General features: G+C 52.9%; 13 protein-coding genes. 5 read left to right on the forward strand and 8 right to left on the reverse strand.

Going from position 1 to position 15,427, the window contains the following annotated elements:
* Nucleotides 1-284: 284 nt before the first annotated feature.
* The 4 genes from HZS79_RS11160 to HZS79_RS11175 all read left to right on the forward strand — a co-directional run bounded on the left by HZS79_RS11160 (nt 285) and on the right by HZS79_RS11175 (nt 7,183).
* Nucleotides 285-545 (forward strand): DUF4212 domain-containing protein, encoded by a 261-nt coding sequence (locus tag HZS79_RS11160; protein WP_162217675.1) that lies wholly within the window; start codon nt 285-287, stop codon nt 543-545.
* Nucleotides 546-551: 6 nt separating this feature from the next.
* Nucleotides 552-2,393 (forward strand): sodium:solute symporter family protein, encoded by a 1,842-nt coding sequence (locus HZS79_RS11165; protein WP_162217674.1) that lies wholly within the window; start codon nt 552-554, stop codon nt 2,391-2,393.
* Between the two features lie 121 nt (nt 2,394-2,514).
* Nucleotides 2,515-3,024: a hypothetical protein gene (locus tag HZS79_RS11170; protein WP_162217673.1), complete on the forward strand. Its 510-nt coding sequence runs from the start codon at nt 2,515-2,517 to the stop codon at nt 3,022-3,024.
* Between the two features lie 211 nt (nt 3,025-3,235).
* Nucleotides 3,236-7,183, forward strand: a complete 3,948-nt coding sequence (locus HZS79_RS11175; protein ID WP_162217672.1) for a hybrid sensor histidine kinase/response regulator — start codon at nt 3,236-3,238, stop codon at nt 7,181-7,183.
* 133 nt (nt 7,184-7,316) lie between these two features.
* On the opposite strand, the gene HZS79_RS11180 is transcribed toward HZS79_RS11175, so the two are convergent.
* The 3 genes from HZS79_RS11180 to HZS79_RS11190 form a co-directional block, all read right to left on the reverse strand.
* The gene (locus HZS79_RS11180) at nt 7,317-7,979 is read right to left on the reverse strand and encodes a response regulator (protein ID WP_009721286.1); all 663 of its coding nucleotides are present in this window, start codon (nt 7,977-7,979) and stop codon (nt 7,317-7,319) included.
* Nucleotides 7,980-8,252: 273 nt separating this feature from the next.
* Nucleotides 8,253-10,202 carry an acetate--CoA ligase gene (acs, locus tag HZS79_RS11185; protein WP_179927885.1) on the reverse strand — a complete coding sequence of 650 codons (1,950 nt, stop codon included), beginning with the start codon at nt 10,200-10,202 and terminating at the stop codon, nt 8,253-8,255.
* A 169-nt stretch (nt 10,203-10,371) separates the two neighbouring features.
* Entirely contained in the window at nt 10,372-10,920 is a 549-nt protein-coding gene (locus HZS79_RS11190) for a SprT family zinc-dependent metalloprotease (RefSeq protein WP_179927886.1), read from the reverse strand.
* Between the two features lie 105 nt (nt 10,921-11,025).
* Between HZS79_RS11190 and HZS79_RS11195 the strand changes: the two genes are divergently transcribed.
* Nucleotides 11,026-11,700: a YecA/YgfB family protein gene (locus tag HZS79_RS11195; protein WP_162217669.1), complete on the forward strand. Its 675-nt coding sequence runs from the start codon at nt 11,026-11,028 to the stop codon at nt 11,698-11,700.
* Nucleotides 11,701-11,714: 14 nt separating this feature from the next.
* Here HZS79_RS11195 and HZS79_RS11200 read toward each other — a convergent pair whose 3' ends face one another.
* The 5 genes from HZS79_RS11200 to HZS79_RS11220 form a co-directional block, all read right to left on the reverse strand.
* On the reverse strand, nt 11,715-12,836 hold the full coding sequence (locus HZS79_RS11200) for a phospholipase D-like domain-containing protein (protein WP_162217668.1): 1,122 nt from the start codon (nt 12,834-12,836) through the stop codon (nt 11,715-11,717).
* A 26-nt stretch (nt 12,837-12,862) separates the two neighbouring features.
* Nucleotides 12,863-13,582: a class I SAM-dependent methyltransferase gene (locus HZS79_RS11205; protein WP_179927887.1), complete on the reverse strand. Its 720-nt coding sequence runs from the start codon at nt 13,580-13,582 to the stop codon at nt 12,863-12,865.
* A complete protein-coding gene (gene tsaB, locus HZS79_RS11210) occupies nt 13,579-14,280 on the reverse strand; it encodes a tRNA (adenosine(37)-N6)-threonylcarbamoyltransferase complex dimerization subunit type 1 TsaB (protein WP_179927888.1) in 702 nt (233 codons plus the stop codon). The genes HZS79_RS11205 and tsaB overlap by 4 nt, the downstream gene beginning before the upstream one ends.
* Nucleotides 14,281-14,391: 111 nt before the next feature.
* Complete coding sequence (gene adk, locus HZS79_RS11215) at nt 14,392-15,045, reverse strand: adenylate kinase (RefSeq protein ID WP_162217665.1); 654 nt, start codon at nt 15,043-15,045, stop codon at nt 14,392-14,394.
* A gap of 249 nt (nt 15,046-15,294) precedes the next feature.
* Nucleotides 15,295-15,427, reverse strand: a 133-nt coding sequence (locus HZS79_RS11220) for a 2-oxo acid dehydrogenase subunit E2 (RefSeq protein ID WP_179927889.1), incomplete at its 5' end; no start/stop codon positions are given.

The following is a 15,427-nucleotide window of genomic DNA, read 5'->3' on the forward strand; positions in this document are numbered from 1 at the left end:
TTATTTTTGGCATTTATTGCCCACTATTAACAATGAGCTCTACAAGGTAATCATGCGTTACTCACTAAATGCTTACCAAGCCACTGAAGAGGATTACAGCTTACACCTAAACTGTGTAGTGCCGCATCACTATCAAGTGGCTCGACTAGGAGTAAAACGCGCAATACCAACTCACCGCGGACAATTAAAAAGAGCGGTTTTCTATGAAGGGCTACCCTAAATGGATCACTTGCTATCCTAAGTTCACTTTCCAACCCTAAAAATCACAACTGGAGAGCAACATAATGGCAGACGACAAATCCAATGCTGCTGACTATTGGAAAGCCAACGTACGGTTAATCTTCGGGTGCTTAGCAGTATGGGCATTCGTATCTTACGGATGCGCCATCCTGTTTCGTCCGCTGTTGGCGGGCATTCCCGTTGGTGGGACTGACTTGGGCTTCTGGTTTGCTCAGCAAGGCTCCATCCTCACGTTTATTGTGCTGATCTTCTTCTACGCCTGGAGAATGAACAAGCTCGACCAAAAATTTGGCCTTGGGGAGTAAGCCAGCATGAGCCAGTTTGCAATTAACTTACTGTTTGTTGGCGCGTCCTTTGCGCTCTATATCGGTATTGCGATATGGGCACGGGCCGGGTCAACCAAAGACTTCTATGTCGCCGGCGGCGGCGTTCACCCTATCACTAACGGTATGGCCACCGCCGCCGATTGGATGTCAGCCGCATCCTTCATCTCCATGGCGGGTCTGTTGGCCTCTGGCGGGTACGCCAACTCCAGCTTCCTCATGGGCTGGACCGGAGGCTACGTTATCCTCGCGATGCTGCTTGCTCCTTACCTACGTAAGTTTGGTAAGTTCACGGTACCTGACTTTATCGGCGACCGCTTCTACAGCAACACGGCACGCTTCGTCGCCATTGTCTGCTTGATTGTTGCCTCCGTTACCTACGTCATTGGCCAAATGACCGGTGCGGGTGTTGCGTTCTCACGCTTCTTGGAAGTTAGCAATACCTGGGGCATCTGGATCGCTGCACTGATCGTCTTCCTCTACGCTGTATTTGGCGGCATGAAAGGGATTACCTACACTCAGGTCGCTCAGTATGTGGTGTTAATCATCGCCTATACTATTCCAGCGGTATTTATTGCCATGCAGCTTACCGGCAACCCGATCCCGATGTTCGGTATGTTTAGTACTCATACAGAATCCGGCGTTCCACTGCTGCAAAAACTCGATGAAGTCGTCACGGCACTAGGCTTCCAAGACTACACCGCTGATGTTGATAACAAGCTCAACATGGTGCTGTTTACGCTTTCATTGATGGTAGGTACCGCCGGTCTTCCTCACGTCATTATTCGCTTCTTCACAGTGCCAAAAGTCGCCGACGCACGCTGGTCTGCCGGCTGGGCGCTGGTGTTCATTGCACTGCTGTACCTCACTGCACCTGCGGTTGGTTCTATGGCTCGCTTGAACCTAACCACCACGATCTACCCAGACCTTGCAGGCCAGGTAGAAAATGTCGAGGAGGCTTTGCAGTCGTCGATCCAACACGGTGAAATCACCTCAACTGACGCACAAGGCTATGCACCTGCCGACCAGTGGACAAACCACCCAGACATCCCTGAGTGGATGGTGACCTGGGCAGAAACCGGTCTGATTCAGTTCCGCGACCTCAATGGCGATGGCCGCATCCAGATGTATAACGGCAGTGCCGATTTCTCAGACCTAGGCTGGGCAGGCAACGAGCTGGAAGTTAACAACGACATCATGGTATTGGCTAACCCCGAAATCGCGAACTTACCAGGCTGGGTTATTGGTCTTATCGCAGCGGGTGGTATCGCAGCGGCTCTCTCAACAGCGGCTGGCCTGCTATTGGCGATCTCCTCTGCTATCAGCCATGACTTGATCAAAACAATGATCAATCCGAAAATTTCTGAAAAAGGTGAGATGCTAGCCGCACGGATCTCAATGGGTGGCGCCATCCTTCTGGCAACCTACCTTGGGCTTAATCCGCCAGGGTTTGCAGCACAGACCGTTGCACTTGCCTTTGGTATCGCCGGTGCCTCGCTGTTCCCAGCGCTAATGATGGGGATTTTCTCCAAGCGTATGAATAGTAAAGGTGCAATTGCCGGTATGCTGGCTGGCTTGGTCTCGACCTTGCTGTATATCTTCACCTACCTGGGCTGGTTATTTATTCCAGGTACCAATATGCTTGCCAACACGCCAGATAACTGGATTATGGGTATCTCGCCGCTTTCCTTCGGTGCGGTAGGGGCGATGATCAACTTTGCAGTTGCGTTTGCTGTCTCTAGCGCAACGGAAGAGCCTCCCCAAGAGATTCAAGATCTGGTAGAGAGCGTACGTTACCCGAAAGGTGCTGGCATGGCGGTTGACCACTAACCCATCACTGCTAAGTCATCACTGTTCCTCACTGCATTGGCTGATTGCCACTAGGTGAGGAACCACACCTTACCATCGGGCTTCCTCAGGGAGGCCCGATGTCATTTAGAAAGGATATTTTATGATATGGCACCTAGTTGCTGCTGTATTTGCGGGGCTTGCCGCCGCAGGGATTGGCCTGTTACTCAGAACACTTAGCCGTAAGCGATTACCCAAATGGATCGTGCCTGTCTTTGGTGGTTTAGGCATGCTGGGATATCAGGTTTCCACCGAATACAGCTGGTTCGAGCACAAGCAAGAGCAGTTGCCTAGCTCTGCAGAAGTCGTCGCCAGCGAGACCAGCAGCGCCGTGTGGCGACCATGGACATTCGCTTTCCCTATCACAACCAAATTCACGGTTATCGATCGCGATAGCGTTCACGTCAGCGAGTCGCCAACACGGGTTGTAGAGTTCATGCTTTATCAGTTCGAACGCCATCATATTGATGCCGTGACCGCTCAGGGGTACCTGCTTGACTGTGCCTCTCGTGAATTAGTACCGATGGATACGGTAGGCGGCGAACTGGATACCCAGGCTATACGTATTTTGCGTCAAGATTCAGGAATTTACACAGCGTTATGCGCCTCCTAACGATCAAACGTAACACCTGAAGGAGCCATCTCGGCCACTGACGCTGTGATGATTTTCCCCTAGAATAGCTACCCTTACCTTTCGAACAGGTACTTTGCATTTTTAGAGTAGCGGTCTATCGCGTTTAGAGTCGCTACTTTCGCGCCAGCTTAAGGCTGACCATGAACCTGACCGAACCCGCCCAGCGGGTGGGTGCTTGTGGGGAAATTACATGTTTCATGGCGGAGTCCTGATTGCCGTATCGCTGCTGTATATCGCGATTCTGTTTGGTATTGCCTGGTTTGGCGACCGCCGGGCACGCACCCATGGTGCCAGCCGTCGCAGGCCTATTATTTACAGCTTGGCACTGGCCATTTACTGCACATCATGGACGTTTTACGGTGCAGTAGGACAAGCCGCGACGGCTGGCTGGTCGTTTGCCAGTATCTTTGTTGGTCCTATTCTGACGTTTTTACTATTTTGGCCGGTACTAGCCAAAATGATTCGCGTTGCCAAACATCAAAATGTCACGTCCATTGCCGACTTTATTGCCTCCCGCTATGGTAAAACACAGTCTCTAGCAGCGTTTGCCAGCCTTGTTGCACTGATCGGCACCCTCCCTTACATCGCCCTTCAGCTGAAAGCAGTCTCTACCTCCTTTAGCGTCCTTACCGACGCCGCGGACATGACTCACACCCCGTTATTTGGCGACACCGCCTTTTACGTGGCAATCGTGATGGCTATTTTCGCGATTCTGTTTGGCACTCGGCATACCGATGCGACCGAGCACCATGAAGGGCTAATTCATGCAGTCGCTTTTGAGTCCTTAGTAAAGCTACTGGCCTTTGTTGTGCTCGGTGCTTTTGTGACCTGGGGCATGTTCGGCGGATTAGGCGAACTGATGGGCCACGCCGAAAACCAGCTGGAATTACAGCGCCAGCTAGCTAACCAGGATTTTGGCCAAAGTTTTTGGGCGCAAACCCTACTTGCCATGCTGGCGATACTTTGTCTCCCACGCCAGTTCCATGTTGCCGTTGTGGAGAACATCCACCCCGACGATGCCAGCAAAGCGCGCTGGCTGTTCCCCTTATACCTGCTGGCCATTGCATTTTTTGTCGTACCGCTGGCCGCCGCTGGCCTGCTGCTGTTTTCTGAGAGCGGTGTAGAGCCAGATACCTATGTACTGGCGCTCTCCATGGCATCAGGACAGCAGTGGCTGACGCTACTGACCTTTATTGGCGGTTTTTCGGCGGCGACCGGCATGGTCATCGTCGCCGCCGTCGCTGTTTCTATTATGATTTCTAATGAAATTGTGATTCCAGCCCTATTCAGGTTGCGCTGGTTCGATACCAAGGCGCGCGACTATGGGCGCTTAGTGCTACGTGCGCGCCGCCTCACTATTGTCGCTGTTCTAGCGATGGCCTACGGCTTCTACCAGCTCATTGCGGAATTCGCTTCGCTGGCTTCCATTGGCATGCTCTCGTTCGCAGCCGCTGCTCAGTTTGCGCCTGCGCTAATTGGCGGGCTCTACTGGAAACGCGGCAACCGCCTCGGCGTTATCGTTGGCATGAACGCTGGCTTTGCGATCTGGACATATAGCTTGTTAATGCCCGCAATGATCAATGCAGGCGTGCTTCCAGCCGCTTGGCTCTCAGGTGGTCCTTTAGGACTTGTCTGGCTCACCCCTACCGCGTTGTTTGGCCTGAATCTTGGCGACTCCTTCACCCACGGTGTCATGTTGTCGCTGGGCATTAATCTTTTCTGCTATATCTTTGTATCGCAAGTTACCTCTCAGCGCGTGGTCGAACGCATCCAGGCATCACTGTTTGTTGATAGCGTCGAAACCCGCCAAACATCAGTTAACCGGCCTTGGACAGGTGCCACCACTGTCGGTGACCTAAAAGTACTCTGTGAGCGCTTTCTTGGCGCAGACCAGGTGGACCGTGCGTTTGAGGATTACGCTCGCCGAACAGGTAAACCCCTGGATGACAGCACTCGCGCCTCCATTGATGTTATTCAGTTTACCGAGCGCTTTCTTGCCTCTGTGTTAGGTGCATCATCGGCGCGAATTGTGGTTAACTCTGCGCTTCAAGGCCGGGGGATTGGGATCTCAGATGTTATCTCCATCGTTGACGAAGCCTCCCAGGTCTTAGAGTTCAACCGCGCCTTGTTGCAAGCCACTATCGAAAACATCAACCAAGGCATTAGCGTGGTTGACCAAAACTTGCGGCTGGTCGTCTGGAATCAGCGCTATTTAGAGTTATTCCGCTTCCCCGATCATTTGATTCGCGTTGGCGCGCCAATGGATCGTATTTTTCGCTACAACGCCCATAACGGCGAATACGGCCCCGGTGACCCTGAAGAGCACGTACAACTGCTATTAGATAACATTCGTGATGGCCAGCCACATCGCTACGTGCGCTACCGCCAAGATGGTAGCGTACTGGAAGTGCAAGGCAATCCGATGCCGGGTGGCGGTTTTGTTTACACCTACCAAGACATTACCCAGCAAAAGCGCATCGAAGAGGCGTTGATTCGCTCAGAAAACAATATCCGTATTTACACAGACAATGTGCCAGCGCTTATTGCCTACTTTGATAAAGAGTGTCGCTACTTATTCACCAATCGTGCCTACGAACAAGCCTTCGACATTGACCGCAATGCCGTGATTGGTCGGCGATACGAAGACGTATTGCCGGTTAAAAAGGCCGAAGAGCGCATGCCCTGGGTACAGCGCACTCTCGCAGGCGAACGTGTCAGTTTTGAAGTATCAATGCGCGTTAACGACGCCATGCGCTATATGCTGGTCACGTATACGCCCCACTTTGGCGATAGCCAATCGATTTTAGGCTTTTTTGCGCTTTACCAAGATATTACCGAGCGTCGCCAAGCTGAAATCGCCTTGAAAGAAACCAACGAAACCCTTGAAGAGCGAGTACGCGAGCGGACACAAGCACTGTCCGAGGCCAACGCGGCGTTGCGCCAAGAGAACCGTGTGCGCGCCGAAGCAGAGCAGGCACTGCGCCAAGCAAAACAGTTAGCCGAGGATGCCAACGCGTCTAAAACGCGCTTTTTGGCCGCCGCCAGCCACGATCTGTTGCAACCACTGAATGCGGCCCGGCTATTTACCTCTGCTTTAATGCAAAACGTCACCACTAGCGACACTCAGCGAATTATTGGCCATATTGATAACTCTCTTCAAGCTGCGGAAGAGCTGCTGGGCACCCTTCTGGACATTTCCAAACTCGATGCTGGCGCGCTAACACCTCGCCGAAGCCACTTCGCACTGGCGGATATCTTCCGGCCACTGCGAGCTGAGTTTGAGGTCATGGCGGATGACCGTGGACTTGATCTCGTCGTCGTGCCAACGCAACTATGGGTAGACTCAGACCCTCAAATGCTACGCCGTATTGTGCAGAATTTTCTCTCTAATGCGATTCGCTACACCCAGGAAGGCCGCGTACTGCTGGGGTGTCGTCGACAGAATGGACGCCTTTCCATAGAGGTATGGGATAGCGGCCCAGGCATTCACGAGTCGAAACTGACAGAAATTTTCCAAGAGTTCCGTCGCCTCGATCAGGTATCTCGTCACAAAGAGAGCGAAAAAGGCCTAGGGCTGGGGCTTTCCATTGCTGACCGCATGAGCCGTGTGCTTGACCACCCCATCAAAGTGCGTTCTTGGGAAGGCGTAGGCACCGTATTTGCCGTCAGCGTACCTATTGTGGCAACGCGAGCAGTGACTGCAGCAGACCAAGAACCTCAAGCCAAACGCAGTGGTAACAAGCTGGCGGGCACCCGCATTGTGTGTATTGATAACGAAACACTCATTCTAGAGGGCATGACAGCCATGCTAAGCGGCTGGGGATGCGAGGTATTTACTGCGACCAGCATCGGTGGTGCAAAATCGATTCTGCGTAATATGGATGGTGACCCCGATGCCATTTTAGCGGATTACCACCTGGACAACGAAGTAACTGGGCTTATGGCACTTGAAGCACTTAGCGAGCGCCTAGACGGAGAGGTGCCTGGCATTGTGATTACCGCCGATCGCACAGAAACAGTTGCCGAAGAGATCAAGCGAGCGGGTTACCAGCTACTACTGAAGCCAGTCAAACCTGCAGCGCTGCGCGCCCTTTTAACACGTACACTGCAGGCAAGCCGAGCAGGAGGGAAAACGTAATGATACACCATACCGTCATTCCCGAAGCGAGACAGATGCACCACACCGTCATTCCCGAATGGGGTTATCAGGAATGACAGAGCGGCGAGACACGCAGTAACTTATGAGTCGTTTTATATCAATCACTTACCCATCAAGAAGAAACTTTCGGCGGCTCTACTTCAAGTTTTTGAGCAGCAATAACTGCCTGGGTGCGCGAGTGTACTCCCAGCTTGCGCAGAATTGCAGTCACGTGAGCCTTAATCGTTGCTTCTGAGACGCTAAGCTCATAGGCGATCTGTTTATTCAGCAAGCCTTCGGTCAGCATATTGAGCACACGAAACTGCTGCGGTGTCAGCGAGGCAATGGCTTCCGCAAAACGCGACTCTTCTTCACTGGTTTCATCTAATACATTTGCCAACGCTTCTGGCAGCCACACTTCCCCTTGCAGAATTTCTCCCACCGCTTCAGCAATCAACTGTAGCGAGGACGATTTAGGAATAAAGCCTGATGCACCATAGTCAATTGCACGGCGCACTACATAGGGCTCGTCGCTGCCTGAAACAACTGCCACCGGAATATCGGGCATCTGACCACGCAGTTGAATCAAACCTGAGAAGCCATGCGCTCCTGGCATATGTAGGTCTAGCAAAATCAAATCAGCATCTGGATGTCGATTAACGACCTCAGTGGTGGCTTCCATGGTGTCGGCTTCGACAATCTCAGCCTGGGGGGCTAACTGGCGCAACGCCTGGGTGAGCGCTGCACGAAACAGCGGATGGTCGTCTGCGACGATAAACTTATGGGCTACTGCCATGGATATTCCTCCGGTTCCTCGAGCAGCGGGGTTGGCTGCCGCCGCGACGCTAGGCTCATACGGTTGAAGCATGGTACCCCATGGGCTTCGTCATTCCCAAGCATCACATGCACAATTTGTCATCTCTACGTCATCCCGATAGAAATAACAGTGCCGGCTCCATGGCCGGCACTGCAACGGATACCCCTAGTTTGCCTTATTTAACATAGCAAATGAATGACATCCGTCATTGAAAAATGCCCCCATTAGTAGGATAACCGGGGGCATAGAGGGTTACTGATTCGCACGATGCTCAATGAGCTCATCGACCACCGATGGGTCTGCCAGCGTACTGGTATCACCCAAACCGTCACACTCATTAGCAGCAATTTTGCGTAGAATCCGACGCATAATTTTACCCGAACGTGTTTTAGGCAGACCTGGTGCCCACTGAATCACATCCGGCGATGCAATCGGGCCAATGTCTTTACGCACCCACTGGGTAAGCTCTTTTTTGAGTTCATCAGAGGGGTCAATACCATCACCAAGCGTCACGTAGATATAGATGCCCTGCCCCTTGATATCGTGGGGGAAGCCAACGACTGCCGCTTCCGCGACTGCAGAGTGAGCCACGAGCGACGACTCGATTTCAGCCGTACCCATACGGTGGCCAGAGACGTTAAGCACATCGTCTACACGCCCTGTAATCCAGTAATAGCCATCTTCGTCTCGACGGCAGCCATCTCCCGTAAAGTACATGCCATCGTAGGTCGAAAAATAGGTCTGTACAAAACGTTCATGATCTCCCCAGATCGAACGTGCCTGCCCCGGCCAAGAGTCAAGCAATACCAAATTTCCCTCAGTCGCACCTTCCAGCGTATTGCCCTCGTTATCAACCAGTGCTGGCTTCACACCAAAGAAAGGCGTAGTGGCAGAGCCGGGTTTTAGATCCGTGGCACCGGGTAGTGGCGCAATCATGATGCCGCCGGTTTCGGTTTGCCACCACGTATCAACAATCGGACACTTCTCATTGCCGATCACGCGATAGAACCACTCCCAGGCTTCAGGGTTAATGGGCTCTCCAACAGAGCCCAACAGGCGCAGCGATTCACGCTTACTTGAATCCATCACGTTATCGCCATGCGCCATAAGTGCACGCACGGCAGTCGGCGCCGTATAAAGGATATTAACCTGATGTTTATCGACAATTTCACCCATACGGCCATGGCTTGGGTAGCTCGGCACGCCTTCAAACATCAGCGTGGTTGCACCGTTGGCAAGCGGTCCGTACACGATATAGCTGTGCCCCGTCACCCAACCAACATCCGCCGTACACCAGTACACCTCACCCTCTTGATAGTCGAAAACGTACTGGTGGGTCATCGCTGCATAGGTGAGGTAGCCACCAGTGGTATGCTTAAGGCCTTTCGGAGCCCCAGTAGAACCGGAGGTGTAGAGAATAAACAACGGATCTTCCGCACCCATGGCTTCAGCTGGGCACTCAGTAGACTGTTTATCGACCAACGTCTCGAACCAGATATCGCGCCCTTCCTGCCACTCGATATCCCCACCGGTACGCTTCACCACCAGCACGTTTTTACACACATCGGTGCCGTCGCGCGTCAGGGCCGAATCAACGTTCTCTTTAAGGGGGACGTGCTTACCACCACGCACCGACTCATCGGCAGTAATCACTAATTTAGAATCTGACCCCATTACTCGCTGAGCCACCGCATCCGGCGAAAAGCCACCAAATACAACGGAGTGCACAGCACCGATACGGGCACACGCAAGCATGGCCATGGCCGCTTCTGGAATCATTGGCATATATAGCGTGACCGTATCGCCTTTCTTGATGCCTAACGATTTCAGGCCGTTGGCCAGCTGATTGGTGCGCTCGTAAAGCTCGCGGTAAGTAATATGCTTGGAATCGTTTGGGTTGTCGCCTTCCCAGATAATCGCCGTTTGGTCGCCACGCTTTTCCAGGTGTCGGTCTAAACAGTTAGCACTAACGTTAAGCTCACCGTCTTCAAACCAGCGGATATCAACATTGTCTCGTGCGAACGAGGTATTTTTGATCTTGGTCGGCGTCTTAATCCAATCAAGTCGCTTTGCTTGCTCGGCCCAAAAGCTCTCTGGGTCGTCCATGGACTGCTGATACATTGCCGCATATTTATCTTTATCGGCCCATGCACTGGCGGCGATGCTATCGCGCACTGGATAGACGTTATTATGCTCGCTCATGAAATTGCCTCTGTCCGTGAAAATGCACTCTCTGGGAAATGGTGTCGGCATTGTTATTAGTCGCACCGACGCGCTTAATATTTAACTAGCATAAACCTCCCAAGGCTGGCTTCCCTTTAGACATTGGTATTAACATTTTTAATTTTAAAAACAATAAGTTAAAGAAGATTCAAGGTTTTTCAAAAGCGCTGTAGACCAAGGTCTGATCACAATGACGGCAACGATAGCGACGCCCCTTTACCACTAAAGAATGACGCTTAGCCGTAAAGCGGTGAGTTTGGCAACCACACTGATAACAATAGGGGCGCGGCTGAGCATACTGAATGTCCAATTGGTGGGTAACATTGGGCGCTAAACCAAACAGGTCTCGCATCACGGCCTGCCACTCGCGTCCGTGTGGCTTTAAGCGAGTGCCATTTGCTAAATGAAAGACCAGCCAGTGAGCCATTTCATGTGGAATAACCTCATCAAAAAACACCTGCCGGTTATCGCTTAAAAGAACAGGGTTAAAACGCAGCCCACCCCGTCCTAAATGCGCCTGACCGGCTGAGGCACCTTTCAGGTCAAACCACACCCCTGGTGCAGGCAGTGTGGGATAAACTTCTCGACAACGCTGCAGGGCTTCATCAACCCTTAGCTGAGCGGCTTGTATCAGCTCTCGACGGGAGAGTACCGAAAGCGTTTGTGCCGACCAAGAGGGCAGTGGTTGGGTCTTCATTAGTGATAAACTACTCAACGAGTATTTTGCAACGCATGATGTTGGCAACCATTGTTACCGATCAACGCCCTTTTCTCAAAGACGACTTTTACGACGAGGCTCCCCATGGCAGAGCGCAATAACGTGCCCGCAGCAAACTCTCCGAACAGCGTCCCGCCTCAGCCGCTGCTTGACGACGAGCAGCTGGATAGGCTGGATGACTTTCTCGACTCTGAACAAGTAGGCGAGGATGCGCTGGACCTTATCTCTGCCCACGGCTTTTTAGTCGCACTGGCGGTTGCGCCCAGCGAACAGCCTCCTGCTCAATGGTTGGCCGAGCTATTTCAGGGGCAACCCAACTACCGTGACGACGCCGAGCAAAACGAGATTACCCACTTACTGGCGCTGCTACGCGATAACGCAGTCGCAGTGCTTGAGCAAGGCGGCCTACCGGAGTTGCCTTTCGAGCTGACACTCGATGGCATTCCCGCTGAAGAAACGCCCATCGGCGACTGGTGTGCAGGTTTTATGGAAGGCGTATTCAGTGACGAAAGTGCTTGGTTCCAGGATGACGAAGAGGCCGCCGCCACTCTCCTGTTACCTTTTATGTCACTCTCAGGTCTGTTCGATGATGAGCCTGAGATGGCCGAGATGGCCCAAGACCAGGCCAGCCAGGAGACCTTCGTCGCTCAGCTGCCTGAGCTAGTACTTGATCTTTATCTTCACTACCGCGTGCCGCCTGAAACACCAAAGCCAAAACCGCGCAAGAAAACCCCAGCCAAAGGAAAAAAACGTCGATAGCGGGTTGAGGACTCTTATTTAAGGCGAGTGACAATAGCGTCCATGACGCCATACAGCCACTCTCGGGCGCGCTGCCTCCATGGCCGCGCAGCCCAAACGGCCGCATCCACCTCTTGACTCGACGCAAAGTTGCGCTCAAATAACCCTCGCACCTCATCAGCGCATATCCGACTCTCTATCTCTTGGTTAGCCTCAAGGTTCCAGTGCAGGTTCCAGTGATCGAAATTACAGGAGCCAATGCTGACCCAATCATCTGCCAGCACAAATTTGGCATGAATGAAGGTGGGCTGGAACTCAAAAATGCGCACACCAGCTTTTAACATGACCTGGTAAAAGCGCTGGCCCGCATAGCGCACACCAGGATGGTCATGTTTACTTCCAGGTAACAACAGACGAACATCGACGCCGCGTCGTGCTGCACGTATCAGGCGACGGCGCAGTGTAAACGTCGGTACAAAATAGGGCGTACACAGCCACAGCCGTTTATTGGCGCGACTAACCCGCGCATAAAGCGAATGACGAATGGCTTGGTAGCGATAACCCCGTCCCGACACTACTCGACCACTTACGCCATCGGCAAAGTGCACTACTGCCTGCTGCTGCGGTAGCGCCTCCTGAGGTTGGCTGTCTAACACTTGCTGAGTTAACCGAGAGCGCCATAAACGCCGAAAAAGCCCTTCCCAATCAGCGACTACAGGCCCTTCGATACGCAGTGCAATTTCGTACCATGCATCGAGAAACTCATCCACGGCACCAAAACCACCGGTAAAGGCAATTTTTCCATCCACCACCACAATTTTCCGGTGATCGCGACTAAGGTTACGGGCGAGTGAGTGAAAACCAATAGGGTTAAACAGCCGTAACGCTATACCTGCCCGCTGCAATCGAGCGCGATCGTAATGTTCCAGCCCTATAGAACCATAGCCATCGAGCAGTAAAAACACCCTCACTTCTCGCTCAGCGGCTTCTATAAGCGCATCGATCACTTGGCTGGCCAGCTCGCCAGACTCCATCAAGTAAAGTTCTACCAACACATAGTGCTGCGCCTGGCTAACAGCTTCAAACATGGCTGGCAGAAACCGAGACGCTTCGGGCAGCAGAGTAATGCGGTTGCCTTCTCGCCACACGTGCTGCATAGAGACTCCTTCTCTTGATAATACGGCTAGCGGCGAGTTAACGAACGATGCACATACAGATCGTAACGACTCGTTTTACCTTCTAGGGTATGCTGCGGCGCAGGGCCACCAATAGGAGGTGCCTTGCGAGGGCGTTTGACCACCACTCGGTGCGTCGCCACATCTAGTGCGGCCTCTAATAAGCGCGGTGCATCATCGTCATTCCCCGCCAGCTCGCGAAACAGGCGCATCTCTTTTTTGACCAATGCCGACTTTTCACGGTGCGGAAACATCGGATCAAGGTGAACCACTTCAGGATCAAAGACGGCACTTGTCACCAGAGCAGCAAGCTGCTCAGCAGCATCGCCGTGGCGAAGGGTCATGCGCGCTGCAATCGCAGCGGTATCGTCCGCTAACGCAGCGCGGGCAAGGCCATCTTGAAGCAGCGCGGCAATCGCCGCGACACGCTCAATTAACAGCACCTGCGCGCCCAGGCTTGCTAGCACAAACGCATCCCGCCCCAACCCAGCCGTAGCATCTACAACGTTAGGCGTGACACCTTTAGCCAGCCCACAGGCTTTCGCAACTAACTGCCCTCGCCCACCACCAAACTGACGACGGTGTGCTGCCTTGCCAGCGACAAAGTCCACACTTAACGGCTTTCCATAGTGGCGTTCGTCACCTGATAGCGCCAACTGGCCATCCACGTAACGAAGGGCTAGTCCCGAAGGCAGCACAAGGGATTCTGGGCTCGCCACCTGGCTCATGCTGGCTTTTTCCAGGCAACATCGTTGCGCAAGTAAATCGGCTGCGCTTCATGTGCCGCTTGTCCTAAGCCCGCCTCGAGATCGCGAACAGCAAGCCATGCCATCTCTTCTGCTCTTGGTTCAAGGTCGATGAGATGCTGTGTCATTCGCGTTTGCACGCCTAACGCAAAGTCATTCCACAGCGTAAAGCCTGATCCCACGCCTACCCAGTCGGTTTCGTCAGCGGGTATCCGAAAGTGATCAGGCGCTATCACTACTTCATCACTCTGCTGGCTAAGGGTATCGTTAAGGCAGTGCCACGTGGCCGCATAAATTTCACCCATGCGAGCATCCAGCGCGGTGACCACATGGCGAAAATGGTAGCGACGATGTGCCTGAAGCGCCAATGCCTCCAAGGTAGAAATACCCAACAGAGGACAATCTAAACCGAACGCTAAGCCTTGCGCAGCTCCGGTAGCAATGCGCAAGCCAGTAAATGAGCCAGGACCACGTCCAAAGGCGACAGCATCCAATTGCTGCGCCGAAATATTAGCTTCAGCAAGTATGTCATCTACCATCGGCATCAAGCGTCGCGTGTGGGCCCGCGGTGTCATCTCAAAACGCGCCAGGCATTCACGCTGGGAGCCTTGCTGACGTAGTAGAGCCGCTGAGCAGGCACTAGAGGATGCGTCTAGTGCAAGAAGGTGTAACGATGACATAGCGGTTTTGCACTCCGTGAAATAGACAACCATTATACCTTTACGCGGCCCTAACGACGATGGCCCGCAGGTAACCTGCGGGCCATCGAATGGAGCACTCGCGGTAAGCGCTTAGCTTAAGGCGTCTTTTACCTGCCGGGTAATCTCAGCCACGCTGCCTACACCTTCAACGCGATGGTACTGCGGCGCGGCGTCAGGGTCTTCTTTCGCCCACTGCTGGTAATAATCTACCAACGGTGCGGTTTGATCGTGATAAACCGAGAGACGGTTACGCACGGTAGACTCTTGGTCATCTTCACGCTGAATCAGCGCCTCACCCGTTACGTCGTCTTTCCCCACCTCTTTAGGTGGGTTGTGGTCAACATGATAAACACGTCCAGACGCCGGATGCACTCGACGACCTGCAAGGCGGCTAACAATCTCTTCATCAGGTACGGCAATTTCCAGTACGTGATCCAGCTTAACGCCGCCTTCTCTCATCGCATCTGCTTGAGGGATGGTGCGCGGAAAACCATCGAACAAGAAACCATTGTCACAGTCAGGCTGGCTGATGCGCTCTTTAACGAGATCGATAATGATCTCGTCAGAGACCAAGCCACCGCTGTTCATGATTTCTTTTACCTTAAGTCCCAGTTCAGTGCCGTCTTTAATGGCTGCGCGCAGCATATCCCCGGTGGAAATCTGAGGGATCTTAAACTGCTCACAAATAAACTGAGCTTGAGTCCCCTTCCCCGCGCCGGGGGCACCCAACAGGATTAAACGCATGGCACTGCTCCTTGAATGTTAGTCGTTAGATATGAATAATTTTGAATAATGGACTGACAATAACCGTGCCGTTCGGACGACACAACTCCCCAAAAGCCTGAGAGCACTATTTTTTAACATTTTTTTAAGTGAAAACAGTAAGGTGGCAACTCCTTGTACTTTGGTCACCCCTGCCTTGCTGACCTACCGAACCGTTTTAAACACAAGCGGCGCCCTATTGGGCGCCGCTTGTGGCTTACTCAGAGACGATTACAGCAGTAACCGACGAATGTCCGTCAGCACATCGGCCAGGAAGGCCGTGAAACGAGCGGCATCCGCACCGTTGATTGCTCGGTGATCGTAGGAGAGCGACAGCGGCATCATCAAGCGCGGCTGGAAGGTA

The sequence above is a fragment of the Vreelandella zhaodongensis genome (assembly GCF_013415115.1).
GTDB classification, from domain to species: Bacteria; Pseudomonadota; Gammaproteobacteria; order Pseudomonadales; family Halomonadaceae; genus Vreelandella; species Vreelandella zhaodongensis.

Excerpts from the sequence above, each read along its gene's own strand:
- HZS79_RS11170 (WP_162217673.1), top strand. The coding sequence starts at position 2,515 with ATGATATGGCACCTAGTTGCTGCTGTATTTGCGGGGCTTGCCGCCGCA.
- HZS79_RS11175 (WP_162217672.1), top strand. The coding sequence starts at position 3,236 with ATGTTTCATGGCGGAGTCCTGATTGCCGTATCGCTGCTGTATATCGCG.
- HZS79_RS11200 (WP_162217668.1), bottom strand. The coding sequence starts at position 12,836 with ATGCAGCACGTGTGGCGAGAAGGCAACCGCATTACTCTGCTGCCCGAA.
- HZS79_RS11190 (WP_179927886.1), bottom strand. The coding sequence starts at position 10,920 with ATGAAGACCCAACCACTGCCCTCTTGGTCGGCACAAACGCTTTCGGTA.
- tsaB (WP_179927888.1), bottom strand. The coding sequence starts at position 14,280 with ATGTCATCGTTACACCTTCTTGCACTAGACGCATCCTCTAGTGCCTGC.
- HZS79_RS11195 (WP_162217669.1), top strand. The coding sequence starts at position 11,026 with ATGGCAGAGCGCAATAACGTGCCCGCAGCAAACTCTCCGAACAGCGTC.
- HZS79_RS11205 (WP_179927887.1), bottom strand. The coding sequence starts at position 13,582 with ATGAGCCAGGTGGCGAGCCCAGAATCCCTTGTGCTGCCTTCGGGACTA.
- HZS79_RS11160 (WP_162217675.1), top strand. The coding sequence starts at position 285 with ATGGCAGACGACAAATCCAATGCTGCTGACTATTGGAAAGCCAACGTA.
- HZS79_RS11180 (WP_009721286.1), bottom strand. The coding sequence starts at position 7,979 with ATGGCAGTAGCCCATAAGTTTATCGTCGCAGACGACCATCCGCTGTTT.
- HZS79_RS11165 (WP_162217674.1), top strand. The coding sequence starts at position 552 with ATGAGCCAGTTTGCAATTAACTTACTGTTTGTTGGCGCGTCCTTTGCG.
- acs (WP_179927885.1), bottom strand. The coding sequence starts at position 10,202 with ATGAGCGAGCATAATAACGTCTATCCAGTGCGCGATAGCATCGCCGCC.
- adk (WP_162217665.1), bottom strand. The coding sequence starts at position 15,045 with ATGCGTTTAATCCTGTTGGGTGCCCCCGGCGCGGGGAAGGGGACTCAA.